Here is a 777-nt window from a genome sequence, read left to right as displayed (position 1 = left end):
GAGATGTGTATAAGAGACAGATGGAGCGGCAGCTCGGTGTCGCCCTCCTGGACCGCTCGCCGCGCGGCTCACGGCTGACCGACGCCGGTGCCCTGGTCACCGACTGGGCGCGCCGGGTGGTCGAGGCGGCCGAGGCCTTCGACGCGGGGGCCCAGGCGCTCCGCGCCCGCCGCGACTCCCGGCTGCGGGTGGCGGCCAGCATGACGATCGCGGAGTACCTGATGCCCGGCTGGCTGATCGCCCTGCGCGCGGACCGCCCGGACACGGCGGTCTCCCTGCTCGTGGGGAACTCGGCCGCGGTCGCCCTGCGGCTGCTCGGGGGCGAGGCCGACCTGGGCTTCGTGGAGGGGCTCTTCGTGCCCGAGGGGCTCGACGGCACGGTCGTCGCGCACGACCGGCTCGTCGTCGTGGTCGCCCCGTCCCACCCGTGGGCCCGGCGGCGCACCCAGCTCGCCCCCGGGGAACTCGCGGCGGCCCCGCTGATCCTGCGGGAGCACGGGTCGGGCACCCGCCAGGTCCTGGACGCCGCGCTCGCCGTGCACGGCGGCCTGGCGTCACCCCTGCTCGAACTCTCCTCGACCACGGCGGTCAAGGGCGCGGCGGAGAGCGGCGCCGGGCCCTGCGTGCTGAGCGAACTCGCGCTGGACGAGGAGCTGTCCTCCCGGCGCCTGGTCGAGGTCCCGGTCGCGGGGGTGCGGCTGCGGCGGCAGCTGCGCGCGGTCTGGCCCGCGGGACACCGGCCGGCCGGCCCGGCCCGCGACCTGCTCACCCTGACGG

The 777-nt window shown here is 77.2% G+C and carries 1 protein-coding gene; it reads left to right on the top strand.

What is annotated here, in order from left to right; all coding sequences use genetic code 11:
* Positions 1-777, top strand: a 777-nt coding sequence (locus tag IH13_RS0130005) for a LysR family transcriptional regulator (RefSeq protein WP_063837514.1), incomplete at both ends; no start/stop codon positions are given.

The organism is Streptomyces sp. NRRL WC-3549 (genome assembly GCF_000721935.1).
Classification (GTDB): domain Bacteria; phylum Actinomycetota; class Actinomycetes; order Streptomycetales; family Streptomycetaceae; genus Streptomyces.
The sequence above is the reverse complement of the archived record's forward strand: the minus strand, read 5'-3'. Positions and strand labels throughout refer to the sequence as shown.